Source organism: Bariatricus sp. SGI.161, from assembly GCF_050313695.1.
Lineage (GTDB): Bacteria > Bacillota > Clostridia > Lachnospirales > Lachnospiraceae > JAFBIX01.
The window spans coordinates 1-334 of the sequence record NZ_JBNPLX010000103.1 but is presented as its reverse complement, the minus strand read 5'-3'; the positions used below and the strand labels follow the sequence as shown (position 1 = coordinate 334).

General features: G+C 51.5%; 1 protein-coding gene. It reads right to left on the bottom strand.

The features are described from left to right. Nucleotides 1–288, bottom strand: a 288-nt coding sequence (locus ACQRBH_RS17385; RefSeq protein WP_427762711.1) for an MT-A70 family methyltransferase, incomplete at its 3' end; no start/stop codon positions are given. Nucleotides 289–334: the final 46 nt, after the last annotated feature.

Below are 334 nucleotides of genomic sequence, written 5' to 3'. Positions count from 1 at the left end.
GCCCAGCCCGTAAAACCATGTAGGGCTTTTGCGGTTCTGTTTCAGCCAGACAAAGGCCACCGTCTTGAACGTAAAGCCCCATGCCCGGATAAGCTGCAATGCCTCCGGCAGCATGGGAAATGTGGCCCATAAAAACAGCAGACAATCCTTGGCGGCCAGTGCTTCCACCGGCAGGGCGCACAGCTCGTCTATGCTCATGGTGGGATAGTGATTTTCCGCTGCACCCGATTTGTTTTTGCACTCATACCGCCACGGCGGATCGGCGTAAATGATGTTGTATGTTGAAATAAATGATTTCCTCCTGTGTGTAGTTGATTTTTAATGCGCCGAGAAT